Origin of the sequence: Nitrosomonas sp. JL21 (genome assembly GCF_009833095.1) — a bacterium.
Classification (GTDB): Bacteria; Pseudomonadota; Gammaproteobacteria; order Burkholderiales; family Nitrosomonadaceae; genus Nitrosomonas.
Genome location: NZ_QRCB01000001.1, coordinates 55640 through 81354 on the forward strand (window position 1 = coordinate 55640; position 25715 = coordinate 81354).

A 25715-nucleotide genomic window follows, 5' to 3' on the forward strand; every position below is an offset into this window, starting at 1 on the left:
CGTCCTTAAGCTAATTCGCCTTGTAAGCGCGCGAGCAGCAGCTCGGCATTCTCCTGGTTGGATACTTGCGATGAGGTTGCGCTGATGAAACGGCAGTCGAGCTTTCTATCGCTATCTTCCAGCAGTAACTTGACGTTGTTTTCAATGCGTTGATGTACCACTCTGACGCCCGGGCCATCCGTTTGCGGCAGCAACAGCCAAAGCATATTTTCAGCGGTGCGCGTCGACAAATCCGGCGTGCGCAGCATCGTTCTGATTCGCTGCGCGAATGACTCCAGCATTTGCAACAATTTGGTATGGCCAAATAAATTGGAAAGTTCGGGTAAATTTGCAAAATAAATGCCGAAGATACTGAACGTAATGTCTCGATAGCGCCGGGACGAAATCAGCAACCAGTTCAGATCATGGACGAACAAATCCTTGGAAATAAAATTGAGCTGGTCAAAACTGGAAGCGACATCAAACACTTCTCCGCGAATCGCAATGATCCGGCCGCGCTCGCTCAGGCGCCAGCCCTGGATCTTGTTCTCGGTCAACTCTTCCGGCGCCATTTCTTTTTCGCACATTGCACATCGCACCGTAACGTCACTTTCTATAAACGTGTAGCTGCAGGATAGGCAATGGTGATTTTCGATGGGGCGATCGTAATCGCTGCCGATGTGTCGCAACTGGGTAGTGCATTTGGGGCACATGAGCGTCCCGCTTTGAAAGAATTTGTCCTGAATATCGACATAGCCGCAGGTGAAGCAATGGATCGACGGTTGCAATTTGATATTGAGCGAGTGGCAGTTGGGGCAGATATCGATGAAGCTCAAATGAGACGAATGGCAGAATTTGCATTCGCGTTGCCGGTCGATCAATCCGGTCGGTTCCAGCAGTTTGGTATTGGTCAGGCTTTGCAGCCATTCAAAAGACCCGAATCGATCTTGACTGAGCGCCTCCAGCAAAGGATAGCGGTAATAGCGCGGATGTTGCCATTCATGAGTCGGAAGCAGGATGAAATTGGGCCTCAACCATAAATATTTTATGAGCCGCCCTAATTCCGAAACATGGGTTTCGCTGTTCTTATAGGCGTTTAGTAAATCTCCATAATGGTCAATGGCTGACTTGAGTTGTTGCGGGGGCGGTAATTGTCCATCCGTGAGATTGAGGTTGAATGCGGGAATGGCGTCGCTCACAAAACACAGTGAGGCGTACGCATCGTCATCACGGCGTATGCTGTTCAATAACCGGGTGGTGTACTCCGGATTACCTGTGACGAGAATTGCGGATGGCGTGATGTTCTCCTTCTTCCAATCGGAGACATCGAGAAAATAGTGGGTTTGAAAGGCGGTGCTGTATTGATCGGAAAGACTTATTGTTTCTTGTGAAAAGACTATAAGTTGATCGCTCATTGATTCTCATGACGTTGAATTAGAAAATCTGCCCTCACTGTTTTTCGAAGGTAAAACATCCAATCCTGTAAGTCAACACGAATGCTTTAATCCGACCAAGAATTACCGGAATTTTTTAACTAGTTGACAAAAATCACAATTCGATCCAATGAAAATTTCGGAATGTCAGAAAAACAAACGGCAGAAGAATTTATTGGTGCCATTTGCTTGCCACGATCAAAAGACATACCGCAGATTAATACCGCCGCCCCAATCCGGACTGCGATCTGAAAAACCTCTCAAGCCGTAGATATTGAGTCTGAAATGATTGCTGACGCGCTGCGACAGATAGAGCGAGAGATCTCGGCTATCCTCCAGCCTGACTGGCGATTGTCCCATGTTGTAGCTTGTGCCCAGCGTCACGCTGTCAGACATGCGATAGGCCACGCCAGCAGCGCCATACAGGACGTTATGGAAAGTCAAACCGGATGGATTGCCCAGGATGCGGTAGCCAAATGTCGCGCTGAAAATGAATTTCGACATGGTCTTGTACAAGTCACCTTGAATCGCATAATCGATCTGGCCGGTTCCTAAATTACGCTTGGCGCTGGCGGTAGGGATTTTGAGGCGTGCGGTGATATCGAAGGCGATTCCCGTCGGAGCATGGTCGAACATGTTGTAACTGAACGCCGTGACGATATCGCCGAGTCCGGATTGCGTCGTGCTCCTGAGGCCAGGTTCAGTGCCTATCGGAATTCCTCCGACTAGAGCCAGAGCAGCGACTTTGCTTTGCCTTAGCGGAGTGTCATCTTCGCTATCACCGTTATTGTCGCGGTTATCGTCATTGCCGCCGCCACTGCCGCTATTTCCGCCATCGTCATTACCGCCGCCGCTGCCGCTGTTTCCGCCATCATCGTCACCGCCACCATTGCCGCTGTTGCCGCCGTCATCGTCACCGCCACCGTTGCCGCTGTTACCACCGTCATCGTCGCCACCGCCATTGCCGCTATTGCCTCCATCATCGTCGCCGCCGCCACTGCCGCTGTTGTCATCATCATCGTCGTCACCGCCACCATTGCCGCTGTTGTCATCATCGCCGTCATCGCTACCGCTGCCTCCAGAACCGGAATTGTCTTCGTTTCTGCCGGGATTTTCCCCCGAGCAATCCTCGCTGGCTTCATCACAAACGACGATACCGCCGCCTATGGTTGAACCGCCGCCGACTGCACCGCCTCCGATGATGGTTCCGCGGCCATCGATGCCGCCTATGCCGGGTCCGAGCACATTTCCGGGTCCCGTGATGTTGAGATAAGGAATGATGACCCGGAACGACGCGCGATCTTTGTCGTAGCGGGCAGTAAAAGGCACATACCAGATATCCGTGGAAGCAGCGCCACCATACTTACCGGTGGTGAAGTCGGTACCCGCGCCAAAGCTGAATCCTTTGGCCGATACGATTGACGGGCTGCAAACCAAGAGCAGCAACAGGATGCGATTCATTCGCTGAAACATGAGAACTGGATACATGGACGTTAGCGGGTGATTGTCATTGAGCGTAAGTGATGAAAGCAAGCCTGATAATCTATCTGTATTCCTACAAAAAACATAGTTATCTTTTCTTGCAAAAATAATAATAACTGATTGAAAAGTAAATAAATATTTTGATTGGTATGATGCAAGAATAGATTTCTTGAGTGAGACTTTGCTAGCTCGCTAGTATTCTGATGCTGGCTTGCCTCACCTTCGTTTTGTGCTGACTTATTGGGTTTACCGGTCAATCCCGCGGTCATGAATGGGCCTGTCATGATGATGGCTATGATCACGGGCACGATCGGGAATGTCGATGGTATCGCGTACGTTGTCTCTCAGGTCATTGCTGGAGTTATCGCGCAGATCGAGATTGTCCGGTTTTTCGGGCCTGTCTATCACTCGTTCGATGTGCGAGTGGTCAATGCGTTTATCGTGATGTCCGCTATGGTCCCGGTTCAATCCATCCCGTGCATCCACATCCACAGGTTTCTCCGGTTTGTTATCCAGCTTATCGATCCTGTCCATTTGCGGGCGCTCATCATGCGGTTTGCCTCCACCGTGTCCGGAGTGATCGAGTTCTTTGGAATCTCGTGAAGATCCAGAAGAATCCCTCGAATGAGAGTCGCCGCCCGAAGAATGATCCTTACCAGAACCCGAACCGGAATTTCGATCGAGTTCCTTGCTGGAGTCGTCCCTACTCCCGTGACCATGGCCGCTGTTGTCCTGGCTCGAATCTTTGCCTTTATGCTCCGATTCTCTATCGGAATCATTCCTGTTGCCTTTGCCGCTGTTATCGATCTGATTCTTTTCCATTCTTTCTTGAATTTGAATGGATAATTCCTGCTTGGTATCGATATGCTCAGCAATGATGCGTTGATCCGACGCTACCCGACCGCTGATCTGGATGCGTTGGCCCAGCCGGAGCTCGTCTTTTCCGGAAGCCGAAAGCTGAGTTCCGGAATCTACCGTGATGATCCGATTATTTACTGTCAATTCTTTACCGGCGATGGCATGCACATAACCTTCGATGACGATTTTCTCGACGTTGCCGATGCTTTGGCGAGTTGGTTCAGTCAGGATATGCTGAGCCTTCATGCGAGTGCCATCCCAGCGTCCTGCTACCTGTACCTCCATGCCTGGAGTGACGGTAACCGGTGATGATTTAGAATCTTGGTTGACACGGGTGCCATTGATTTCGAATCCATCCTTGAAAATTCCCGTGACATGTCCATTGATTTTTGCTTCGGGCCGCGGAGCGATCGAGTCAATTCGCGACGCCATCACGGTGCCGCCCGACAATCGATGACCGCTGACCTGCACCCAATCTCCAGCTTTCAAATGTAATAACTGATCCTGTTGATTGGATTGAGCAACGTAGATGGTTTGATCCAGTACATGTATTAGCCGGGTCTCTGAATTCAGGTTGCTGATAGGGCCAACTACTGCATGGATGACTGTAATATTACGGGCTGTCAGTTCGCGATCGGCCCCGACGGCATTCGCAGCAATGATTTGCCCGACAGCGAGTTCGCGCAGAGTGGCTGGTTTTCCATCGACTGAAATCGGTGTGCTCGGGTCATAATGGATTTCCACGCCATTGACGCACACACTGGCAAATCCGGTAATCGTGCCGACGATACCTGTGCCGCCGATTCCTGAATTGCCAGCGATGTTTCCGGTGCCGCCGATTCCACCTCGCTCAACACTGCCAGTGCCGCCAATTCCTCCATCATGATGACCGGTGCCGCCAATGCCTGAATCGGATGCGATGATTCCCGTCCCACCGATCCCAGACTCCGGTTTCGCTGACGAATGTACGCCTGTTCCTCCGCTGCCGCCAGAGCGAATGCCTGTGCCGCCAATGCCTGAATCAGATGCGATGGCGCCTGTGCCACCAATTCCTGACTCGATGAGAAGTGCCGGATTAATTAACGATGCACTGACATCACAATTATTTTTTGCCAGCGCGTTGGCTGAATAACTCAGGATCAGAGAAAAAATACTCACTCCATATACGACATATCGAGTAAGGCGGTCTAACGATGTCAATGCAGTGAGGGCCATTTGATGAACTTATTGATTACATATCGGCAGTATGATTTTGATGATCTTTTGTTTCTGTCAGGATTGGTGATTCCACCGGCTCGCTGAAGTAATAAATACCGAATGTCATCCGATACCGCGGACCTTGTTCAAGAGAATCATTTTTCTCCAATTCAGCAGCTTCTTTGTTGATTGCCAGCAATGACTCCATCCCAAGAATTTCAGACTTTTCGCCCAATAATTTGACCGAGTCGGCGCTTAACTCATCGTAGTACACACTTCGCTCCATGAAGGGTTGATTTTCTTCCAATAAGTTGCTGGTAGCTGCGGCAGCATGATCATGCAAGTTATGGCCAAAGAAGAACACTTTCTCATCAAAGCCATGTACGGGAATAAAAGCCGCGGTATTGAGGCAGACCCGCTTTTGCTCATCAAAACGAGCAACACCAAGCCTCAGCCATTCATCAAGCACCACCCGCGAACGAATGTCACAGCTCACATTGGCCACGAGCCCTTCGAATGAGATATCTCCACCTTCCCGGATGAAGCGGGGGAGCGGTTTCGGTTGATTATTCTCATCGAGAAAACGCTCGTCACTCGTCCATAAGCTGACGAGGCGTGCCCCCATTGAAATCGAATGCGGGGCGACATCCGTATCGGTGCGGGCGCAGTGGCGCAATCGCCGAATATCCTTACGATGAATGCCGGTCAGCAAACTCAAGTGGCTATCGGTTGAGGGTTTTCCTGCAATCCTGAATTCCTTATCCGCCACTTCCACAAAAATATCCTTCAGCATGTCGGACAAGTAAGTGTAAGTAATTCCTTTGGCAAGCATTAGTTTGATCAGAGGTCGCAATACACGACGCAGGGCATTAACCAGCGCAGGTGAGAGTATTGAAATCGAAGGAAGAGTACCGTGCATAATCAAAGCCAAGATATTGGGTAAGAAATCAAAATTATATTAAATAATAAAATGAATAAATAGCGTAATAATAACATTATTTTCCTTTTCGTGGGAAATTTTTACACAAACTGTTGACATATAATTTGACGCGTGTACTATGTGTCATTGTGGGAAATAATCACACAAACGGATAAGGTAAAAAAGTAAATCTCTAAACATTTTTGAGGAGGGTATTGTGTTTAAAAAAAATATTCAAAAGATTGCGAATAGAACGATTTGTTCTTCGGCAATCTTGACGATGTTGTCGATAACGAATGTTTCAGCCGGGGATAACGAAATCAAATTTGAATTGACCGATAATCCAGGGCGTTGGTTCGATACCGGAACACCCGTGGCAGGGAACCGCTCGATTGCCGTTGCCACGCCTGGGGTAAAAGTTAAGTTTTCCGGCAATTCCAATACGGTGCATACCCGATCGAGCTTAATTTATCCTACCGGTGCGGCTAATATGCCGTTCAATACGAAGCCAACCAAGGGCGGCGATGATGTCACCCTGACCACACCCGGTTTATACGTATTCACATGCAGCATCCATCCCTACATGTTCGGTGCAGTCATTGTCGACGATCCCAATACTCAGGGACTGGATCTCGGCTCATCGATCAGCTTGATCAATGGAATCAAAGTTCCTACCAGCAGTGACTTGGCCACGCGTTTGCTGCGGACTTTCTTTATCGCAACTAATCCGCAGAACTGGCAAAACTATGCCAGCAACAAACCCTGGCATATCACTTATCCGGACGTGAATGTGCGCGTGGACGCCGGTGTCGTTAATCTGCCCGAGGTATTGAACGCTCGCTATGGCAATAATATTGCTCTAGCTCCACTGAAAAACCCCGCCACCCCAGCAGTTGGTGAAATTTGGGTAGCCACGCAGTTTGAAACGACGGCCAATAAAGACAAACCTGGCACCGTGTCGGCGATCAACGGTGCTTCGTGGCAAGTCACGCGCAAAGTGGCCTTGCCGTCTATCGACATGAACAATCCTCACAATATGTGGACTGATCGTAATCAAAATGTCATTTACGTGACGCAATGGTTCGACAAGAAATTGACGGTCTATGATCGCAACACCGGCGCTCTTATTCGCAACGTCTCAGTCGGCGAAGCTCCGGCGCACGTGATGACTCTCACCGATTCCGACCGGCTGCATATCACCAATAATGGCGATACCCGGGCAGACTCGGTGATGGAATTGTCGCCCCTGGCCACCAATGTACTGCGCCGGATCAATATTGGACGAGGCAATGCGCATGCTCACTGGATGAGTCATGACGGTAAGACCATGGTGACGCCCAACGTGCTCTCAGGTGACTCCACACAATACAATTTTCACAGCAACTCGATTGACGCCATCACCAAAGTCAGCGGCCCGCTCAGTCATCCGCTGGCGACAGGCATGATGCCCGATGCGAGCAAATACTATGTGGCCAATCTGCTCGACAGCACCATTGCTGTTGTCAATATGGATACGCACAAGGTTGTCAAACACATCAATTTGATTAAGAATTATAATCCTGTCACCGGTGCCGTTACCGGACCTGTCGGTGCACTGCCGATTCAGACGCCGGTCTCGCCGGATGGCAAGAATATGGTCACCGCCAATACCCTGACGGGAACGATTACTGTGGTGGATACCGACACCGACACTCTGGTTGCAATGTTGCCCTGCGACCCTGGTTGTCATGGCGTGCAGTATGGCGCAAAACGCGGAGGTGGGTATTATGCGTACGTTTCCAGTAAATTTTCTAATCGGATGCTGGTGGTCGATCCCGATCCGAACAATGACGGCAATCCGGCTGATGCCAAAATTGTCGGCTCAGTAGGATTGTTCTCAAAAGCATCGACAGCGGCGGATGACACCGTCAGTGGTAACGCAGGAATGGGTGGACAAGGTATACTCCCGATTCCAGTCGTCTATAATGGTTGGGTTCAGAATCTTCCTGCTGCCTGGGGGAATCAACTGACCCCAGCGCAACGTAATCCTATCCAATAATCCATTTTCAGATAGAATATAAACTGTTTGACCCCTGACTGAATGGATTGACAACGAACATAAAGGGTGCTGAAAGGCGCTTGAGCTTGCTCGGCACCCTTTATTTAGGGAAGCTCTGAAAACGGTAGCCAGCGGCAGTCAGATCAGCAATCGGGTAAGAAAAGCGCAGCCAGAGGCTGTAAATGTAAATATAAGCCAATTGAGCCTGATTTCATGCATTATGACCTAGTCGCAGTAGTTTTCAGATTTCCTCAGCTTGACCTACTTGAACCTTTAACAGGAGAAAACTATGAGTACAGTAAACGATGATTCATCCAACAGTAACAAACATTTTGAGTTCACGTTTGATGACAATGGTGAGGTCACCGCTTTTTACGAGGTCGAAAACGACGTAAGAACACAGGAATCGATCGGCACTGATGATTTTTTTGAAGTCGATGGCACGACGATCACTCAAGTCAAATCAAGTTCCAATGACCCGGTGGAAATCGTCTATTCGGATCCCGAAGCGGATGGTACCTACGTCATCACGTCCGATTCCTCCAATACCGGCGGCGAGGACAACTCGAGCGGCGGCGGAAAAGGGTATAAATTTACCATCGATGCCGGTAACAATATTACAGCGGTGTTTGAAGTCAAGGATGGCGAAGAAAAACCCTTGCCCATCGACGATGACGGTACCGAAACCTATACTGTAGGCGACAACAACACCGTAGTTCGCACTGATGAAGAAGTGGGCGTGGGTTCAGAAATTACCGTTTACGACGATACTGATGGCGATAAAATTTACCATCGTCTCTCAGAGCAATGGGCCCCTGATTCACCGGGAGCTGGTCCATTCAAGATCGAGGAGCGCCTGGTCTATACTGGAACGGATGATAGTGAAAAAATCGCTGTCCGCGACGGCGAAGATTGCCATGGTGGGGGCGGCAAGGATGATTTTGTGCTTCGCGAAGCCGGCAATTTGCGCATTGCGGATTACAGCAGCAGCGATGACGGTCTGATCATATTCGATACCGGTCTTGGCTTGACCTCGAAAGAGGAAGTGCAAGGTTATGTCACCGATCTGCACTATGAAGGTGACGATTTAGTGGTTGTCTTCGGTTCCGCGGCAACGGTCACGCTGGTTGGCGTGCCGTCCGATCAAATCAGTTGGGACAATGTTGACGTTCAAAGTTAAATCTAACAACGGCAGAGGGGGGGTAATTCCCCTCAAACTGCACGGCAATTCTCTTAATGTTGATAATCCGTTAAACAGATTAGGCAATTTCACTGTTTAACGGTTTTTTCAAAGCACATCAATGACGATGCATGGCTTCATTCTCGTTCCGATGGTTGAACTTTTCTGAGTCCGTACATCCTTATAGTAACGAATCACAATAAACAGCAATTCTTCGTTTCATCCTACTCGTTAGGAAATTAAAATATGAATACTTCTCTGATTAATCAGGCGAATCTACGGAATGGCAAGATTGCTTACAGCGCTCGAAATGTAACGCTCGAGTCGACTGCTTTACTGTTGCACGGAGATGATGTCATACCGAATAGCGGCGATATTGTTCTGGCACGGGTGACCAAGATCGGACAGCAAAATGAGTTGGAGCTGGCCAATGGCCGCCGTTCAGTGCTTTTTGTCGACGATGAGATCATCGCCTGCTATGGCGATTGCCATGCCCCGGATCAGTATGACGCGCAAGTGCCGACTGATCTGGAATCCTGTGATTTGGTTGCTGCTGGCGGGATTGCTTCGCTGATCAATCACCGTCATGTCCATGCCAAGCCGTCGACTACGCTTCAGCCCATCGGCCTGTTGGCTGACAGTCACCAGCGCCGCATCAATTTGAAGGATAGTGCGCTACCCAAGGTTGTCAGCCTGTTCTCACGTCCTTACACCGTCGCTGTTGTCGGCACGTCGATGCATGCCGATAAAACCACGGTAGCGGCCAACATGATTCGCGGTCTCACCAACGCTGGCTATACCGTAGGCGCCGCCAAGATCACCGGAACGGCGTCAGGCAGCGACACTTGGCTGATGATCGATGCCGGCGCGCAAATAGCGCTGGATATGATCGATGCCGGATTCCCGAGCACTTATCTGGCTTCGCCCGAGCAAGTGGAGGGCATCGTCGAGACATTGATGACGCATCTGTGTGTAGCTCGAGTCGACGCCATCGTGATTGACGTCGGTGATAGTCTGTTTCAGCGAGAAACGGCAGCACTGCTGGATTCCAAGATTTTTACAAAAACGGTCGATGGCATCATTCTCGCCGCGACTGATGCCATGAGCGCCGTCTCGGGCGTGGAAACGCTGGTGAGCAAGAAATTACCCATCATCGCCCTCGGCGGCCATTTGATCGATTCTCCGCTGGCGGCCATGGAAACCGTCAGCGCCATCGGACTCCCGTTGTTAGATCGGGCGGCGCTCGGCTCATCCGGTATTGTCAATACATTGCAAATCCCGTTGCAAGAAAATATCCATCACATCCAAGCCGCGGGTTGAAGTAACTTATCGAAACCAATCGGCTTGATCATACGCCGTCGATAAATCACCTATTGCAGAGTTTATTCAGAGAGTTTTCTTCAGTATCGTTGCTATGCTCGTGTCTCGGCGTATGCCGATGCATGGAGGGCTCATTTTCTTGTTGACAAACCTCCGTTGGAATCCGGAATATATCGGCATTCGACTGAAGATCGAGTTATTTTTAGTCCTTAGTTACGCTAATTACAATATAAAAGGTGATCATTGGAAGATATGCCGCTGCACCTCATGCTGATTGTGCTGGTGTTGTTGTTGATTTTATCAGGCTTTTTTTCCCTTTCCGAAACCAGCATGATGGCGATAAACCGGTATCGTCTGCGCCATCTGGCCAAACAAGGGCATCGCGGCGCTCGTTTGACGGTCAAGCTGCTCGAGAAGACTGATCGGTTGCTGGGTGTTATTCTGCTTGGCAACAATCTGCTGAATACCGCATCGGCAACGCTGGTAGCCATTATTGTGGCGACACTGTTCGCAAACGATGATTTTGCGTTGTTCATCGGCACAGTGGCTGTCACTTTCGCCATCCTGATATTCAGTGAGATCACGCCGAAAGTCATCGCAGCCGCTTACCCTGAACGCATCGCGTTGGCAGCCAGCTATGTCCTTACGCCGCTGCTATTCATTTTTTATCCCATCGTCTGGTTCGTTAATTTATTTGTACGGGCATTGCTGGTGCTGTTCAGGTTGCAGCCTCAGGAGGGCGAGCTTGATCAAAAAATAAGCACGGAGGAACTGAAAACGCTGGTGTTGGAAGGCGGGCATTTCATTCAACACAAATATCAAAGCATGCTGTTGAATTTATTTGATCTCGAGACCATCACGGTGGACGATGTGATCGTGCCGAGAAGTCAGGTCGAAGCGATCGATCTGGACGCGGACGATGATCTCATCGAATCGCAGTTACTGACTTGTCACCACACGCGTTTGCCTATTTACCGCGAACGCATGGACAACATTGTCGGCATCGTGCATGTCCGCAAGGTGCTCAATCAAATGCAAAATGGAAAAATCACCGCGGCGACCCTCGAGAAAGTCATGCGCAAGCCTTATTTCATCCCATCCGGCACGCCACTCTTTACGCAGTTGCAACTGTTTCAGGAAAACCAGAAACGCGTCGGCTTGGTGGTTGATGAATATGGCGAATGGATGGGTCTGATCACGCTGGAGGACATCGTCGAAGAAATCATTGGTGAATTTACTACGCATGCGCCTACGCAAACAAGTGCTTTCCAGAAACAGGACGATGGCAGTATCATTGTCGAGGGCGGTACATTATTGCGGGAACTCAATCGCAAATTGAATGTTCAGTTTCCTCTGGATGGGCCTAAGACTTTGAATGGCCTTATTTTAGAGCATTTTGAAGATATTCCGGAGGCTGGGATCGGACTCAGTATCGCAGGTTGTCCGATGGAAATTATTCAAACTAAGAATCGTGTGGTAAAAACCGTTAAAATCTTTCCGTCCTTGATGATCTCGGATACAAAACCAAAACCGACCGATTGATCAGTTGTTTTTTCTGAAGCACAGAATAATTTGCCTGGTCTTCATCATCGTGGTTGGACGAGGAGAACAAAAGCGGTTATCCTGTCGCCCGGTCAGTCATTTGGACAATGATCACCCGCGCGCCCATAGCTCAGCTGGATAGAGTACCGCCCTCCGAAGGCGGGGGTCGCACGTTCGAATCGTGTTGGGCGCGCCAATTAATCAAAAAAACCTTCAGGCTGATGTGATTCACAAATAAATTTTATTTGATTTTTGAGACAACCGGTCGTATTATGCCGATATGTCAAAACTCAACAAAAAAGACTCCAATCGGGAAAGCTTGCTGAATCAAGGGGTCACTTTTTTCATGCATCAAGGCTATCACGGTACCGGCCTGCAGGAGATTCTGAATGCAGTCAAGGTTCCGAAAGGTTCATTTTATAATTACTTTGAGAGTAAGGAAGAATTTGGGGCGGCGGTGATTCAGCACTATGTCGAGCCATTCATTTCGAAGTTATCGATGCATCTCCAACGATCGGATTCGGATGCGCTCAGTGCCATCCGGCGTTATTTTGACGAGCTTGCTGTAGAACTTGAGGAAAACAAATTCAAAGGAGGTTGTCTGTTGGGCAATCTTATGGGAGAAATTGGCAGCACCAGCGATGCATGTCAGCAATCCTTGCAATCGGCCATCAGGCGATATCGGGATGTATTGCAGTCCGGATTGGCCCAGGCGCAGAGGCAAGGATCGGTCAGGCTGGACAAATCAGCAGAAGAAATGGCTGATTTGCTGATCAATACGTGGCAAGGTGCGCTTTTGCGAATGCAAATAGAAAAATCATCTGCGCCGGTTAAGCAATGTTGTCACGATTTGTTGGATGATTTTTTTTTACGGTAATTATTTTTTTGGTTTTTAAAAATACGACCGGTCATTTTTAACTGAAAGTAAAGGAGAAAGATATGCCTAAATATATTATTGAACGTGAAATTCCTGGCGCAGGCTTGCTCACGCAACAAGATCTGCAGGTCATTTCACAAAAATCATGCTCTATTCTCAACAGAATGGGGTCACACATCCAGTGGCTGGAAAGTTATGTGACCGATGATAAAGTGTATTGTCTCTACATTGCCCCTGACGAGGCCGCTATTCGAACGCACGCAGAACAGGGTGAATTTCCTGTGACACGCATTGCCCAAATCAAATCCGTAATTGATCCCGCCACGGCGGAATAGAAGCGAAATTTCCGGACAACCTGATCATCAGCATTTTTTGGAGTAAGGTCATGCAACCTCGAATTATTTTCTTTTCTTTTTTGATAGCGGCGCAGGTCGTTATCAATCCATCCCAATCATCGGCCGCTTCTGAAATGGAAAGTGGCCAGCCTCACGTATCGGCAGCCAGCGCAGCACAGCAACCGGCGAGCAACGATCAGCCTGGCCCCCGACTGCAAAACCTGGGCAAGCACACATTTTCGGTCAGTACCCGCAATCCATTGGCGCAGCAATACGTCAATCAAGGGCTTAACCTCGCGTATGGATTCAACCATGCCGAAGCGCGTCAGGCGTTCCGCGAAGCGGCCCGGTTGGATGCCGACCTCGCGATGGCTTATTGGGGGCAGGCGCTGGTGCTCGGCCCGAACATCAATGCAATGATGGAGCCCAACGAAGAACCTCGCGCACTTGAAATCCTGCAACAAGCCAAATCCCTGATGAGGCAAGCTTCCGAGAAGGAACAGGCACTCATTCAGGCACTGGAGAAACGTTATTCCGGCAAGGCCGAGCATAGAACAACGAATGACAAAGCTTATGCAGCGGCAATGCGCGAAGTGCATCAGCGCTTTCCGGACGATCCGGACATTGCGATGCTCTATGTCGAATCCATGATGGATCTGCGACCGTGGGGTTATTGGATGGTTGATGGCGTGCCGTATGAAGGCACTGCCGAGATCGTTGCGCTTACCGAAGAGGTATTGCGGCGCCATCCGCAGCATCCGGGCGCTTTGCATATGTACATTCATCTGATCGAGCCGACGTCCACGCCGGAGCGCGCAGAAAAAGCGGCCGATACGCTGCTTGAGTTAATGCCGGGAGCCGGACACATGATCCATATGGCATCGCATATCTATCAACGTGTCGGCCGCTATGCCGATTCGATCAAAAGCAACCAACTGGCTATCGCGGCAGATGAAGCCTACATCGCGCAAGATCATGCTCACGGTTTATACCCAATGGTCTACTATCCGCACAATATTCACTTTCTCTGGTTTGCGGCGACTTTGGATGGACAAAGTAAGCTTGCAATAGAATCAGCAAAAGAAGCTGCCAGAAAAATTGATGATGACGTGCTGAAAGCACTTCCATTGACGGCCATTTTCCGCGTGACGCCGTATTGGGCGCTGGCGAGGTTCGGTCATTGGAAAGAAATTCTTGACGCACCGCCGCCGCCATCGATCAGTGCATTCTTGACCGGAAGTTGGCATTATGTGCGCGGCCTGGCATTCCTGGCCACGAAACAGTTGTCCCAAGCAGAGCAGGAACTCGCGGCACTACGTAAAATCATGCAGGATCCACAGTTGGATCATCCTTTGCTGTCGAAGAACACTACGCACACAGTGCTTCGCATCGCTCCGGAAGTTCTGGCGGGTGAAATTGCTGCTGCGCGGGGCCAATTCGATCAGGCCATTGCGTATCTTGAAAAAGCGGTTCGGCTGGAAGATGCGTTGGTTTATACCGAACCGGCCGAATTTCATCAACCGCCACGGTTGTCGCTCGGTGCCATCCTGCTGGAATCGGGGCAGCCAGATCAGGCGGAAACAGTCTATTGGGAAGACTTGCGGCGGAACCGCAACAATGGTTGGGCGCTGTATGGCTTGGTGCAGGCGCTGCGCGCGCAAAAAAAGGATGATCAGGCAGCGCTCATTGAAGCCCGCTTCAAAAAAGCTTGGGAACGCGCAGACATTCCGTTGAATGCCTCACGCTTTGGACGTTTGGCAGAAAACTGATCAGACCCTGTTAGGGAAATCCCTGGACATAATAACAAGAGGGGTCACGCCAGAAATAGAGCGACCCCGCACACGCGTATAAAACACCCCATATTCAGCAATAAGCGTTGTGATCATCGTATTTCGGTATTTAAACTTGAGGAATTTTGGGAGTCAGCAGCATATATTCTCCACTACGTTTATAATGCCGATTATCGATGGACTGCATTATGAGTAGATCACTCAAGAACAGTATTCTTGATTTTCCGTGATGCCGATCCTGTTGTTCCGTCATCTCGAAAAGCTAGGAAATATCTGAATGTTTACCGGAATCATACAAGCGATGGGGGAAATCAAGCATACGCACCCCATCGCTGAGCCCAGCAATCACGGATTGACCATACATATTTCTGCGGGTGTGCTCGATCTGAGCGATGTGAAACCAGGAGATAGCGTGGCTGTGGATGGTGTGTGTCTGACGGTCACTGGCTTGAGGGATGACGTGTTTACCGTCGATGTCTCGGAGGAAACATTGCACTGCACACATGGGCTCGATCAGGTGGGCAAACGCGTTAATCTGGAAAAGGCGATGCGCCTGTCCGACCGCTTGGGAGGTCACCTGGTCAGCGGTCATGTGGATGCACTCGGGACGGTAGCTGCGTATGAACCTGTCGGAGAAAGTGTTGATCTGGTGGTGAAAGCGCCATCATCGATTCTCGATTTTCTGGTGCATAAAGGCTCAATTACCGTCAATGGCGTCAGCTTGACGGTCAATCGAATCGATGGCGATGAATTTTCCATCAATTTGATTCCGCATACGTTGGCGATGACCACGTTGAGCGAGCTCGGGCCAGGAATGACTGTCAATCTAGAGACGGATATGCTGGCTCGCTATGTCGCAAAACTATTACCCCTTCAGCGTTAGTTAGATCATGATCAAAATCAGCGCCATCCAGGACATCATCAGCGACCTTGCCGCGGGTAGAATGGTCATTCTGGTTGATGAAGAAGACCGTGAGAATGAAGGAGATCTGGTTCTTGCCGCCGATTTTGTCAGCCCTGAAGCCATCAATTTCATGGCGACTCACGGACGCGGCCTGATCTGTCTGACTTTGACCGAAGAACGTTGCCATCAATTGGATCTGCCGCTGATGGTTTCGGCCAATCGCGCGCCGCTGGGAACCAATTTTACGCTGTCGATCGAGGCTGCCACGGGTGTGACCACCGGAATTTCCGCCGCTGATCGGGCGCGCACCATCCAGGTGGCGGTAAAAGCGGATGCAAAACCGCACGACATCGTGCAGCCGGGACATATTTTTCCGTTAATGGCACAAAAGGGCGGCGTTCTCGTCCGTGCCGGTCATACCGAAGCGGGATGCGATCTGGCGCGGCTGGCTGGCCACACCCCTGCCGCGGTGATTTGCGAAATCCTGAATGGCGACGGCAGCATGGCGCGCTTGCCGGATCTGATGCAATTTGCCGCCCAACACCGGCTCAAGATTGGCGCCATTGCGGATTTGATTGAATATCGCAGCCATAACGAAAGCCTCGTCAAACGCGTTGCCGAGCGCAGGATTCAAACGTTGCACGGAGAATTCTTACTGGCCGCCTACCGCGATGAAATCGCCAATACCATTCATCTGGCGCTGGTCAAGGGAACCATTCACCCCGACGAAGAAACTCTGGTGCGCGTCCATGAGCCATTGTCGGTCATCGACTTCCTCGATGTACGGGATGCCACGCACTCATGGAACGTTCATGACGCCATGAAATTAGTTGCTGAAGCGGGACAAGGCGTGATTGTACTGTTGCATCGCAAGGAAAATTCAGCCAAATTGATTGAACGGATAGAATCGAAAGAAACGCATCTTCCTCACCCTGCCAAGACGGATCTCAGGAATCATGGCATCGGCGCTCAAATTTTGAAGGACCTGAACGTCGGCAAAATGCGATTGATGGCTGCGCCCCGGAAAATGCCCAGCGTGACCGGCTTTGGCCTGGAAGTGACCAGCTACGTGGAATACGGTAACCCATCGCAACCTTAAGGAAGCCATGAGAAAGGTAGTGAGCGATCGCTACGCAAGTCGGACTCAGTAAAGCCACTCTAATGGGTGCTGGATGAACATTTCGAACACGATTTCAATGCAATATAACCAAGTACAGCAGTTTTTCTTAATTTAAACTTACCTTTTGAACAATTGAAAATTGCCCCCATCGATGATGAACAGGAGCCAGACATGACCTACTACGACAATATAGTTGAATTCGAACCCAATCTGGATGGCGCGGACGTGCGTGTCGGTATTGTCATGAGCCGTTTCAACAGTGATATTGGTGAAGGATTGCTGAGCGCCTGTACGGCGGAGCTCAAGAAACATGGCGTTCAGGATGCCAATATTCTCCTGGTTACCGTTCCGGGCGCACTCGAGATTCCGCTTGCTTTGAAAAGAATGGCGATATCCGATCAGTTTGACGCACTTATTGCACTGGGCGCTGTCATACGCGGCGATACCTATCATTTTGAGATCGTTGCGAACGAATCTGCCCGAGGGGTGATGGACGTTCAATTGGATATGGAAATTCCGATCGCGAATGGCATATTGACGACCGATAACGACGATCAGGCCATTGCCCGCATGAGTCAGAAAGGCATGGAAACCGCGCAGGCCGCGTTGGAAATGGCCAATTTGCAACTGAAAATCGATGAAATAGCCCTATGATGACACTTACCCCAGAAACCGCTTTCCCGATCGCCAACGCTAGCGAAAAACCCAAGAGCCGTCGCCGTATTGCGCGTGAGTTCGTGGTGCAAGGTATTTATCAATGGAAAATAGCCGGCGGAACAGCCAGTACCATCGAGCAGCAGTTGCGCGAATCGGAGACATTCAAGCATGTTGACGAAAAACATTTTTCGCAGGTGTTGAAAGGCGCGCTCAACGATGTCGATACGCTCAACCAATTGATCCAGCCCTGCTTGGATCGTCCCGCACACGAACTCAGCCCCGTGGAATATGCCATCTTGTTGTCGAGTACATTCGAGTTGGCTTCCCATCCGGAAATTCCTTATCGCGCGATCATCAACGAAGCCATCGAACTGGCTCGCACGTTTGGCGGTAGCGACGGCTACAAATATGTCAACGGCGTGCTCGATAAACTGGCCGTTCGGCTACGCCCGGTAGAAATAGAAGCGCAACGATTGACCAAAAAATAGGGCTAGCTATTGACCGACGCGCGCTCAGAATTTGGCATCATCGACCGGTATTTCAATCGACCCGCATCCGGGGCGGTTATGGGCATTGGCGATGACGCCGCCCTGGTCACCGTGCCGCCACAGACCGAATTGGCGATCTCGACGGATACGCTGGTATGCGATATACACTTCTTTGCGGATACCGATCCCTATCAGCTCGGATATAAAGCGCTTGCCGTCAATTTGTCGGACATGGCCGCGATGGGGGCCAAACCGCGCTGGGTATTGCTGGCGTTGACACTGCCGGATCATTTGGTCAGACATCCGACCTGGTTGACCGAATTCAGCCGGGGTTTTTACGCGCTCGCTGATGAACATGACGTGGCCCTGATCGGCGGCGACACCACTGCCGGCCCATTGAACATTGGCGTGCAAATCATCGGTGAAGTGCCGGCCGGCAAGGCATTGCGCCGAAGCGGCGCGAAGGTGGGTGACGACATTTGGGTATCCGGTCAGCTTGGTAATGCGGCGCTGGCGCTGCAACATGCATTGCAAAAGATGGCGCTTGCGCCGGATGAGATAGCCTGTTGCCTGCCTGCGTTACTGATGCCAATCCCCAGAATTATATTAGGGCGGCGGCTGTTGGGCTTGGCCCACAGCGCCATCGATATATCCGACGGATTACTCGCTGATTTGGGGCACCTGTTGAAGGCTTCCGGGAAATCTGCCTGCATAGCCTTGGCGGATATTCCCTGCTCGAAGGTATTGAAGAACTATCTGCCTCATCCTGCCGCTATCAATTGCTTGCTAGCAGGTGGGGATGATTATGAGTTATGCTTTACCGCACCAAAAATAAAACGCCATTGCATCGAGCAACTGGCGAATGAATTTGCTGTGCCGCTCACGCGTATCGGCGAAATCCAGGCCGGTAACGGATTGATCATTAAAGACGCCGATGGCAATGTAATGACATGGGAGACCCGAGGATATGACCACTTCAATGCCTGAGACAAACAATCTGCCCAGCACACCAACGACCTTGTTTCGTCCCACTTTGGCCTTGGTTTACAGTCATCCTGCTTATTTGATCGCATTTTCCGGCGGCGTTGGGTTGATTGCGATTGCGCCGGGGACGATGGGAACGCTGGTTGCATTGCCATTATTCTGGTTACTGGATCAGTATCTCGATCCGATTCCTTTATTATTGCTGATCGACGTCATGTTCATTGCCGGCATCTGGGCCTGCGGCCTGAGCGGCAAGGCGTTAGGCTCACCGGATCACGGCAGCATGGTCTGGGATGAAACCGTCGCATTCCTGCTGGTGTTGTATTTCACACCGGCCCATTGGGCCTGGCAACTCGCGGCGTTCCTATTGTTTCGCTTCTTCGACATCGCCAAACCGCAGCCCATTCGTTATTACGATAGCCGTCTGCGCGGCGGCTTCGGCGTCATGTTCGACGATATGCTCGCAGCTTTCTTCACGCTATTATGCCTGGCCGGCTGGAAAGCCTGGGTGCCAGCCGGTTTTTTTGAATAAAACTGTCTATTCATATAGATGAATTGGAGTTTCGAGCAAAATTTGCAAGCCTGCACTCAATACGCTACATTGCTCACCTATTTGAAAAAGCATTCAAATTAATAGTCATAAAAGCTGCAGTTCAGTTTTGAGAACAGGCGGGGATTTTTAATGGATCGGCGGACTTTTATATTCCAGAGCGGAGCAATCGCATCGGCAGCGATGGGTGCTCTTGCTTTTCCCAGCATCGCTAAAGCGTATAACCGAAAACCTACCATCAAGGTTGTCGGTACGCATGTCACATTGCAGGAATCCATCCGCCGGCAGGCAGAAAAAGATCTCGGCATCGCAATTGAATTCTATCCTGGCGGCGATGCGGAAGTATTGCTGAAAGCCTCGACCGACCCCCTGAGTTTCGATATCTATGAACAGTGGTCGGATAGCATCAAAGTGCTATGGATGGCCAATGCGATACAGCCCATCGATATCCGCAAACTCACCTATTGGAAGGAAATCAACGGCCTGAGCAAACGCGGCCGATTGACTGACACTGCACCCATTGGCCTCGGTGATTCTCCTCATAAGCTATTGTATTTTCAACCCGATGGTTCGTTGGGTTCAACCGCGTCCGGTCATATCAGTTTTTTGCCGTATGTGCATAACACCGATTCGTTTGGCTACAATTCCGCGATCATTCCGCAGGCCATTCCTTATCAGACCGAAAGCTGGGGCTGGCTATTGGACGAGCGCTACCAGGGCAAAGTAGCCATCATCAATGCGCCTACGATCGGGATTTTTGACATGGCATTGGCAGCCCAGGCACGCGGTTTGATGACTTTCAACGACATGGGCAACATGAGCCGGGATGAGATTGACGCGCTGTTCGATATCATGATCGCCAAGAAAAGGCAGGGCCATTTTCGCGGTGTCTGGACGTCGGTGCCTCATTCGGTCGAGCTCATGGCATCTGGGGAGGTCGTGCTTTCCAGTCTGTTTTCTCCCGCCGCCAGCCAATTGAACGGCATGGGTGTGCCGTGCGTGTATGCGGCGCCGAAAGAAGGCTACCGAGCTTGGCATGGCGTGATGTGTCTGTCGCGGGCGTGCCAGGGTGAACGGTTGGAGGCCGCTTATGCGTTCATGAACTGGTGGTTATCGGGATGGCCAGGGGCGTTCATCGCGCGGCAAGGATATTATATTTCGAATCCGCAGCGATCCAAGGCGTTCATGTCGCAGGCTGAATGGGATTACTGGTACGATGGCAAACCTGCAGCCACAGCACTTCGGGGCACCGATGGCAACATTTCGGTACGTGAGGGCGATATCCGAACGGGAGGTTCCTATACTAAACGCTTTGAGCATGTTGCGATATGGAACACCGTCATGGATACCTATGAGTATTCGCTCATGAAATGGAACGAATTCGTTCTGTCCTGAAATTCACGCCATGATTCAGTACCTGATCAATCATGTCACATTGCAGCATCGGATCTATGCCAGCTTCATCGCGGCCGCCATCGTCATCGTCGCGATCATTCTGATCACCTATGCCGTTTTCGCGAACAACGACCGCGATTTGCGCGATTTCGTCACGTCCAGCAATCAATCGCATATTGATCTGAAGCTCACCGCTCAAGTCGCCGAGCTTCATCGCCTGGCGCTCACCTATACCTATGAAGGGCACCGCTCGGCTGCTGATCAGGTCATGCATAGTTTTCAGAACCTCATGCAGCAGATCGACAATACGCTTCAGCATGACTCGCTAGCGGTCAAGACCATACTGGCCACGATCAGACACCGCCTGGAGAGTTATTATTCGGCTTTCCTGCGGCTCAAGCAGCAACGCGATCTGCGCCAGCAATTGATCAACGTCGAGTTCCGCAATAATGCCAATAACGTCGAAGCACTGATCAACCAATTGCTTGCAAACCCGAGCGACTCCCCTTCAATGCGGCTTGAACTCAAAAATATTCTCAACACACTGCTGCTGGTGGAGAAAAATGTCTTCCGTTATCTGGATTCGTTGGATGCAAGCTACATTACAGCCGCCAAGCATAACCTTAACCACGTCGTGGATCGGCTCAATGCCCTCAATCAAGCGGAGAACTCCTCCAATTCGACCATACACCAAGCTCTTCAAAAACTGGATCAATATCAGCAAAGCTATATCGAAGCTGTCCAGCATACCCGGGGATATCTATATCTGATCAATGTCGTGATGGCGGCCGAAGCATACGAAATCAACTTTCAATCGAAAAAGCTGTCGTCATTGATTACCAGCGAAATGCGCCTTAAAGAGGAAGCGCTTCATACCAGCCAGACCGAAGCGCTCAACATCCTGGTGATATCGGCTTCGTTGCTCCTCAGTCTGCTGATCGCCTTGTCCTATGGCATCGGGCAAAGTATTTCCAGACCGATCATGCGCCTTACCGAAACATTCCGGCAACTGACGAGCGGTTCCGGTAATGCGAAAATATACAGGTATCCTGTCGTCGATGAGATCAGTGAATTGTCGCAAGCCGCGGCCGCATTCAGAGACAAGAACACCCAGACCGAAAAATTATTGATGCGATCGATCCAGCTCACCCAGGCGCTGGAAAAGAACCGGCTCGCGCTCGAACGCTCGAATGACGAACTCGAACAGTTCGTTTACACAGTTTCGCATGATCTCAAGGCGCCGTTGGTAACCAGCATGGGGTTCATCGGCATCATACGCAAGCTCGCCGATCAAGGGAAATATGAACAGGCCATCGAAAAACTGGATAAAGTTACGTTGTCGATCGAGCGAATGGGGCAATTGACCAACGACTTGCTTGAGCTCAGCCGTATCGGCCGTATCGACGTCGATATGAAAAAAATCGACCTTAATGTCTTGTTGACGCAATTGGCGCAATCTCAGCAGGAGCAATTACAGGGCGCAGGATTGCAGTTCATCGTTCAGCCCCGGCTCCCCGTCATTGTCGGGAATGAAAGCCGCATACTGCAATTGTTCGAGAACATTACTTCGAACGCAATCAAATATGTTCGCAATCCTGAGCAAGCGCCTGTGCTTGAAATTGGATCAATCACTGATCAGGGACATCATCTCATCTACTGCAAAGACAATGGGCCAGGCATAGAACTGGCCTTTCAGCAGAAGGTTTTCGCACTGTTTTACCGACTGGATACGCAACCGGAAGGCACCGGCATTGGATTGACGATTGTCAAAAAAGTGATGAAGGCTCACGGCGGCGACATCTGGATTGAATCATCCGGCGGAAAAGGAACGATCTTTTGGTTAAAATTTCCAATTTCAGATAAGGAAACGAAGGAGGCAAGATATGACCTATGAGCATCGGGACTTGCTGTTAATCGAAGATAGTGACGAGCACGCCGAATTGGCACTGTTTTACATTTCCGAGTATCGCCCGGATATCCATGTCATCCGGTTGGCGGATGGCGGTGCCGCAATGGACTATCTCGAATCCGTCTGCAACTTGAACAAACCGCTGCCGTGGTTGTGTCTGCTCGATTTGCAGTTACCGAAATACGACGGTCATGAAATCCTGTCCGTCATCAAATCCGACAGCATATTGATCAAAATGCCGGTCGTGGTTTTTACCACCTCTGCTGCCAAAAAAGATATTTCCCGCACCATTAGCCATCACGCCAATAGTTTTATCACCAAACCGATGGGCGCGGATGGCTATGGCAAAGCCATCCAGTCTATTCTCAGTTATTGGGAATTGAATCAGCATCCCTTGATATCCATCGGCTAGGGAAAGCGCTGAGTATATTTTTCGACTCTTTCCCTAGAGATGGTTAGCAGCACCGATTCATCCGTCCTTTACCGCCATACCGGGCTTCCTGGCGTTCGCGAAAGAATTCTTCATAGGACATGACGGATCGATCCGGATGCGCCATTTTCATATGGTCGACATAGGTGCGGTATTCGGGCACGCCGACCATCAGCCTTAGGCTTTGTGAAAGCTGGCTTAGTGTTTGAGTAAAGGTATTTAACATCAGTTTTCTCCGCAATTTATTTGTCGAGGGTGGCGTACGCTGGTGAGAGCTCAAAAGGCGCTTCTTGGGCAGTCGGATGGTGCGCCCGTCGAGCGTAGAACACAGTTCTGATACCAAAGTACAGCATGCTGATCAGCACCAGCATGAACAACACAGCTAACGACGCATTGACATAATCGTTAAAAATGACCCGCTGCATTTGCTCGATCGATTTGGCCGGTGCCAGCACCATGCCATCAAGAATCGCTTGTTGGTACTGATTGGCATGCGCCAGGAAACCAATCCGCGGATTGTCATTGAAAATCTTATGCCAAGCGGCTGTCAGCGTGCAAATGCTTACCCAAGTTAACGGTACGATCGTGATCCACGCAAAGCGATCCAGCTTCATCTTGAACAATACGCTGGTGCACAAAATGAGTGCGATACCGGCAAGCATCTGGTTAGCGATGCCGAACAGCGGCCACAACGTATTGATTCCACCCAAAGGATCCACTACACCCTGATACAGGAAATATCCCCAGCCTGCCACGCACAGGCCGGTGGCGGTCAAGCTGGCGATGATCGAATCGGTGCGTTTCATCACGGGGATAAATGAGCCCAGGAGATCCTGCAGCATGAATCGCCCGGCGCGGGTTCCGGCGTCGACCGCAGTGAGAATGAACAGCGCTTCAAACAGAATCGCGAAGTGATACCAGAAGGCCATCATGGCCGTGCCGCCGACCACCTCCGATAAAATCTGCGCCATGCCCACCGCCAGCGTCGGCGCGCCGCCGGTGCGGGAAATGATGCTATGTTCGCCGACATTCTGCGCCGTCTGCGTAATCATCTCGGGCGTGACGTAGAATCCCCATTGCGCGATCGTTTGCGCCGCCGATTCCGCGCTCGTGCCGATGATCGCAGCCGGGCTGTTCATCGCAAAATAGACGCCCGGCTCCAGCGTCGCGGCAGCCACCAGCGCCATGATTGCGACGAATGATTCCATCAGCATTGCGCCATAACCGATGAAGCGTGCGTCCGTTTCCGACTGGATCATTTTCGGTGTCGTTCCGGAGGCGATCAGTGAATGAAAACCGGAAATCGCGCCACATGCAATCGTGACGAACAGGAAGGGAAACAGGTCGCCTGACCAGACCGGGCCAGTGCCATCGACAAATTGTGTCAGCGCGGGCATTTTCAATTGCGGTGAAATGATAATGACACCAATCGCGAGACCCACGATCGTGCCGATCTTCAAGAAGGTCGACAAATAATCGCGTGGCGCCAGCAATAACCAGACCGGCAATACAGCAGCAATAAATCCATAGGCGATCAGCGACCAGGTCAGTTGTTCGCCCGTCAACGTGAACATCGCTGCCCACTGCGGATCTTCCTGCACATATTGCCCCGCCACGATCGACAGCATCAGCAATGCAAAGCCGATCAGCGAGACTTCGCCAATCGCGCACGGGCGGAAGTAGCGGGTATACAGTCCCATGAACAAGGCGATCGGAATGGTCGCGGCCACCGTGAAGGTTCCCCACGGCGACTCGGCCAGTGCCTTGACCACGATCAACGACAGCACCGCCAGCAGCACCAGCATGATGAAGAACGTGCCGCTCATTGCGATCATGCCCGGCACTTGCCCAAGTTCCGATTTGATCAGATCGCCCAGCGAACGGCCGTTGCGCCGCGTCGAAATGAACAGCACGATGAAATCCTGCACTGCACCGGCGAACACTACTCCGGCCAGCAGCCACAGCATTCCAGGCAAGTAGCCCATCTGCGCCGCCAGAATGGGTCCGACTAACGGACCGGCACCGGCAATGGCTGCAAAGTGATGACCAAACAGCACGTATTTGTTGGTCGGCACATGATCGAGCCCATCGTTATGTTTATAGGCAGGCGTCATGCGCCGTTCATCCAGTTTCAACACTCGGTTCGCGATGAACAGACTATAAAAACGGAAAGCAATCAAGTAAATGCACGCGGCGGCAATGACGATCCAGATCGCACCGATCGATTCGCCGCGATTCAGCGCAATGATGGCACAGGCGGATGCGCCGCACAACGAAAAAAGCAGCCAGCCAAGCTTATTCATTAAGGTATTCATTTGTTTTCCTAAC

22 protein-coding genes and 1 tRNA gene are annotated in these 25715 nt (G+C 50.8%); 17 read left to right on the plus strand and 6 right to left on the minus strand.

All coding sequences use genetic code 11. From position 1 onward, the window contains the following. Positions 1–5: 5 nt before the first annotated feature. The 4 genes from ABF87_RS00250 to ABF87_RS00265 form a co-directional block, all read right to left on the minus strand. A complete protein-coding gene (locus tag ABF87_RS00250; RefSeq protein ID WP_160827123.1) occupies positions 6–1394 on the minus strand; it encodes a diguanylate cyclase in 1389 nt (462 codons plus the stop codon). Between the two features lie 216 nt (positions 1395–1610). Further along, complete coding sequence (locus ABF87_RS00255) at positions 1611–2885, minus strand: hypothetical protein (RefSeq protein ID WP_160827124.1); 1275 nt, start codon at positions 2883–2885, stop codon at positions 1611–1613. Positions 2886–3140: 255 nt separating this feature from the next. Beyond that, positions 3141–4967: a DUF5666 domain-containing protein gene (locus tag ABF87_RS00260; RefSeq protein WP_160827125.1), complete on the minus strand. Its 1827-nt coding sequence runs from the start codon at positions 4965–4967 to the stop codon at positions 3141–3143. A 16-nt stretch (positions 4968–4983) separates the two neighbouring features. Next, positions 4984–5868: a DUF6502 family protein gene (locus tag ABF87_RS00265; RefSeq protein WP_160827126.1), complete on the minus strand. Its 885-nt coding sequence runs from the start codon at positions 5866–5868 to the stop codon at positions 4984–4986. A 217-nt stretch (positions 5869–6085) separates the two neighbouring features. Here ABF87_RS00265 and ABF87_RS00270 point away from each other — a divergent pair, with 217 nt between their 5' ends. The 17 genes from ABF87_RS00270 (at position 6086) to ABF87_RS00350 (ending at position 23369) form a co-directional block, all read left to right on the plus strand. Beyond that, positions 6086–7906 (plus strand): copper oxidase, encoded by a 1821-nt coding sequence (locus ABF87_RS00270; protein ID WP_160827127.1) that lies wholly within the window; start codon positions 6086–6088, stop codon positions 7904–7906. 289 nt (positions 7907–8195) lie between these two features. Then, complete coding sequence (locus ABF87_RS00275) at positions 8196–9086, plus strand: hypothetical protein (RefSeq protein WP_160827128.1); 891 nt, start codon at positions 8196–8198, stop codon at positions 9084–9086. A 246-nt stretch (positions 9087–9332) separates the two neighbouring features. After that, positions 9333–10406 carry a molybdopterin-guanine dinucleotide biosynthesis protein B gene (locus ABF87_RS00280; RefSeq protein WP_160827129.1) on the plus strand — a complete coding sequence of 358 codons (1074 nt, stop codon included), beginning with the start codon at positions 9333–9335 and terminating at the stop codon, positions 10404–10406. Between the two features lie 252 nt (positions 10407–10658). After that, positions 10659–11948, plus strand: coding sequence for an HlyC/CorC family transporter (locus ABF87_RS00285; protein ID WP_160827130.1), 1290 nt, complete (start codon positions 10659–10661; stop codon positions 11946–11948). 119 nt (positions 11949–12067) lie between these two features. Then, positions 12068–12144, plus strand: a tRNA-Arg gene (locus tag ABF87_RS00290). 84 nt (positions 12145–12228) lie between these two features. Continuing rightward, a complete protein-coding gene (locus ABF87_RS00295; protein ID WP_160827131.1) occupies positions 12229–12825 on the plus strand; it encodes a TetR/AcrR family transcriptional regulator in 597 nt (198 codons plus the stop codon). Positions 12826–12887: 62 nt separating this feature from the next. Continuing rightward, positions 12888–13160, plus strand: a complete 273-nt coding sequence (locus ABF87_RS00300; RefSeq protein ID WP_160827132.1) for a DUF4242 domain-containing protein — start codon at positions 12888–12890, stop codon at positions 13158–13160. Positions 13161–13210: 50 nt separating this feature from the next. After that, positions 13211–14929, plus strand: coding sequence for a hypothetical protein (locus ABF87_RS00305; protein ID WP_160827133.1), 1719 nt, complete (start codon positions 13211–13213; stop codon positions 14927–14929). A gap of 298 nt (positions 14930–15227) precedes the next feature. Beyond that, a complete protein-coding gene (locus ABF87_RS00310; RefSeq protein WP_160827134.1) occupies positions 15228–15833 on the plus strand; it encodes a riboflavin synthase in 606 nt (201 codons plus the stop codon). A gap of 10 nt (positions 15834–15843) precedes the next feature. Then, a complete protein-coding gene (gene ribBA / locus ABF87_RS00315) occupies positions 15844–16953 on the plus strand; it encodes a bifunctional 3,4-dihydroxy-2-butanone-4-phosphate synthase/GTP cyclohydrolase II (protein ID WP_160827361.1) in 1110 nt (369 codons plus the stop codon). A 192-nt stretch (positions 16954–17145) separates the two neighbouring features. Continuing rightward, the gene (gene ribH, locus ABF87_RS00320; RefSeq protein WP_160827135.1) at positions 17146–17628 is read left to right on the plus strand and encodes a 6,7-dimethyl-8-ribityllumazine synthase; all 483 of its coding nucleotides are present in this window, start codon (positions 17146–17148) and stop codon (positions 17626–17628) included. Further along, entirely contained in the window at positions 17625–18119 is a 495-nt protein-coding gene (gene nusB, locus ABF87_RS00325) for a transcription antitermination factor NusB (protein ID WP_205012637.1), read from the plus strand. Before ribH ends, nusB begins: the two co-directional genes overlap by 4 nt. A 78-nt stretch (positions 18120–18197) precedes the next feature. Then, the gene (gene thiL, locus ABF87_RS00330; protein ID WP_240143461.1) at positions 18198–19106 is read left to right on the plus strand and encodes a thiamine-phosphate kinase; all 909 of its coding nucleotides are present in this window, start codon (positions 18198–18200) and stop codon (positions 19104–19106) included. Then, complete coding sequence (locus ABF87_RS00335; RefSeq protein WP_160827137.1) at positions 19087–19635, plus strand: phosphatidylglycerophosphatase A; 549 nt, start codon at positions 19087–19089, stop codon at positions 19633–19635. Before thiL ends, ABF87_RS00335 begins: the two co-directional genes overlap by 20 nt. Positions 19636–19785: 150 nt before the next feature. Beyond that, positions 19786–21048, plus strand: coding sequence for an extracellular solute-binding protein (locus ABF87_RS00340; protein ID WP_160827138.1), 1263 nt, complete (start codon positions 19786–19788; stop codon positions 21046–21048). A 10-nt stretch (positions 21049–21058) separates the two neighbouring features. After that, positions 21059–22942 (plus strand): HAMP domain-containing sensor histidine kinase, encoded by a 1884-nt coding sequence (locus ABF87_RS00345; RefSeq protein WP_160827139.1) that lies wholly within the window; start codon positions 21059–21061, stop codon positions 22940–22942. Then, entirely contained in the window at positions 22932–23369 is a 438-nt protein-coding gene (locus ABF87_RS00350) for a response regulator (RefSeq protein ID WP_160827140.1), read from the plus strand. The genes ABF87_RS00345 and ABF87_RS00350 overlap by 11 nt, the downstream gene beginning before the upstream one ends. 43 nt (positions 23370–23412) lie before the next feature. Here ABF87_RS00350 and ABF87_RS00355 read toward each other — a convergent pair whose 3' ends face one another. Both ABF87_RS00355 and ABF87_RS00360 read right to left on the minus strand, forming a co-directional pair. Continuing rightward, positions 23413–23613 (minus strand): YbdD/YjiX family protein, encoded by a 201-nt coding sequence (locus tag ABF87_RS00355; RefSeq protein ID WP_160827141.1) that lies wholly within the window; start codon positions 23611–23613, stop codon positions 23413–23415. 16 nt (positions 23614–23629) lie between these two features. Continuing rightward, entirely contained in the window at positions 23630–25702 is a 2073-nt protein-coding gene (locus ABF87_RS00360) for a carbon starvation CstA family protein (protein WP_160827142.1), read from the minus strand. Positions 25703–25715 lie beyond the last annotated feature (13 nt).